The sequence below is a fragment of the Trebonia sp. genome (assembly GCF_049794275.1).
In the GTDB taxonomy this organism is placed as follows: Bacteria; Actinomycetota; Actinomycetes; order Streptosporangiales; family Streptosporangiaceae; genus Trebonia.
In genome coordinates this window covers 1-2624 of record NZ_JBARCR010000201.1, presented here as the reverse complement: position 1 = coordinate 2624, position 2624 = coordinate 1, and the positions used below count along the sequence as shown (strand labels likewise).

The window sequence follows — 2624 nt, the reverse complement described above, 5'->3', positions numbered from 1 at the left end:
ACGTACGTGCCGGCGACACGCTCGAGCTCATCTCCCGCGGACCGCACGCCCTCACCGTCGCGGAGGTGGACGGCCTGCTGTACCTGCCGGATCCGGACATCGACCGCGTCCGGGACGCGTCGGACGTCCCCGCGCTCAGCCCTGGTTGGCGTCAGTCCTTCGCCGAGATACTGGCCGCGCACGAGAGCGGCACGAGGCCCCCCGGCGTCGAGGCCGGCTCGGAGCCCGGCTGGCAGGGGTTCCGCCCGTTGACGGTGACACGACTGGCGCAGGAGACCGAGCAGGTGCTCTCGATCGAACTTCACGCGGAAGAGCGCGGCGCTCTTCCAGCGCCGTTGCCAGGGCAGTACCTAACGCTGCAGGTCGTCGGCGCGAGCGATCCGGCGCCCGTCCGCTCCTGCTCCATCTGCGCGGTAACCGATTCGGGCGGTTACCGCATCGTCGTCAGACGCGAGCAGGGGGGACTCGTGAGTTCCTGGCTGCACGCGCACCTGCGGGTAGGAGAAACGCTGCAGGCAGCCGCTCCGCGCGGCGTGTTCACGCTGGACAGCCGACCCGACAACCCGGTCGTGCTGATCTCCGCCGGCATCGGCGTCACGCCGGTGCTGGCGATGCTGCACGCGCTCGCGGCCACCAATTCGCTACGGGTGATGTGGTGGCTGCACACCGCCCGTGACGGCCAACATCATCCCTTCGCTGCCGAGGCACGGGAGTTGCTGGCGCGTCTGCCGAACGCGCACACGCAGGTGTACTTCAACCGGTCCGGGCCGTCCGAGGACGGCGTCATCGCCGGACCGTTGGACGGCGCGGCACTCGGGCGCTTGCCGCTACCGGTGGACGCCACCGTCTACACCTGCGGACCACGGGCGTTCATGGAACAGATCGCGAGCGCGTGCCGGCTGCTGGGGATCACCGATGTCCGCAGAGAGTTGTTCGGCAGTTCGGACGCCATTAATCCCGGGATTGTCGGCGAGTCGCCTATCCATCACCCGCAGGTACCCGACGGCGCGCTGGGCGACGGCCCCTTGGTCACGTTCTCCCGCAGCGGGCTCAGCGCGCCGTGGGCCGGGCAACGGTATGCGAGCCTGCTGGAGTTTGCCGAGGCCTGCGACGTGCCCACCCGCTGGGCGTGTCGCAGCGGCGTCTGTCATGTGTGCTCGACACCGGCCACGTCGGGTGCGGTTCGCTACGTCAACGACCCTCCGGTGCCGCCGTCGGCCGGCGAGGTGCTGCTGTGCAGCTGCCAACCGGCTGGGCCCGTCGTCCTGGACATGTAACGGATGCCGACCGTGAAGCAGCAACCGCGTGACGCCGACCGGTTGTCGGCCTATTCCGACGCCGTGTTCGCCGTGATCGTCACGATCATGGTCCTGCAACTGAGCGCGCCCCACTCGCCCCATCTCTCCGCCTTGATCAAGTTGTGGCAGCCGGCAGTGAGCTATCTGGTCAGCTACGTCTTCATCGCCATCATCTGGATCAACCACCACTACCTGTCGCGGCTGACGCGAGCCACCACCCTGCCGATCATCTGGATCAACTTTGTGCATCTGTTCTTCGTGTCCCTGCTGCCGTTCACCACCGCCTGGATCGCACAGACCAGACTCGCCGCCACCCCGGTCGTTATGTATGCAGCACTGTTCGTCTGCGCTGACGGCACCTACAACGTGTTCGAACGACGCGTCCTGCGCGAAAGCGACGAGGTCACCGACCAGCAGCGGCGAATGGCTCGCTACCGCTCGCTGGTGGCATTTGCGCTGTTCACGTCCGCCGCCGTGCTGGCCGGGTTCGTGCCGTGGGCCGGGTTCGGGCTCATCTGCCTCGCCCTCGTGCTTCACCTCAAACCTGACATCGGAGTTCGACGGCGGCGCAGGTATTACCGCGAACGGTGTTGTCAAGGATCGTGTGCTGCTCGTGCGCGGCAATCGCGGCCTGCTGACCGGGCGGACGGACCCGCCATGCGCTTATCCCGGCGCATAGATCCTGCACATCTGACCGTGCAAGGCGTTTTGAACAGTTACACATGTTGCCGATCACCGTCGCGAAGCGGGATGACCGGGCGGAACTCGGCCCGCAGCCCGGGCTCTGGAGGGAAGGAAGATGACGCAGCGGTCGGACCTGGTGGCCTCCGGGAGCGAGACCCGCCCGCCGCCGCGCCGCGGCATGGTGCTCGCTGCCGCAACTTTGGGCTTCGGGGTGATTCAGCTGGACGTCAGCGTGGTGAACGTCGCGGTCAGCCGATCGGGGCCGCGCTCGGCGGCGGCGTGAGCGGCGTGCGATGGGTCGTCGACGCCTACATGCTGGTGTTCGCGACGCTGATCTTGTTGGCCGGGGCGCTGGGGGACCGGTCCGGTCACAAGCGCCTGCTGATGGCAGGTTTCGCCGTGTTCACCCCGGCCTCGGTGGCCTGCGGCCTGGTCCCCGCCATCGGCGAGCTGGTCGCGGTCCGCCCCGTGCAGGGCGCCGGCGCAGCGGCGCTCGGGGCTTCCTCGCTGTCGCTGATCAACCACACCTACCCGGACGCAGCAGGCCGGGCCCGTGCGGTCAGCGTGTGGACGGCGGGCGGCGCGGCGACCCTGGCTGCTGGGCCGCTGATCGGCGGGCTGCTGATCGCCGCGGTGGGGTGG

The 2624-nt window shown here is 68.6% G+C and carries 2 protein-coding genes; both read left to right on the top strand.

Going from position 1 to position 2624, the window contains the following annotated elements; genetic code table 11:
- Positions 1–1277 (top strand): 3-alpha domain-containing protein (locus WA805_RS05765; RefSeq protein WP_425241823.1); only part of this gene is annotated, 1277 nt, incomplete at its 5' end.
- A gap of 3 nt (positions 1278–1280) precedes the next feature.
- On the top strand, positions 1281–2624 hold a 1344-nt coding region (locus tag WA805_RS05760), incomplete at its 3' end, for an MFS transporter (protein ID WP_425241822.1).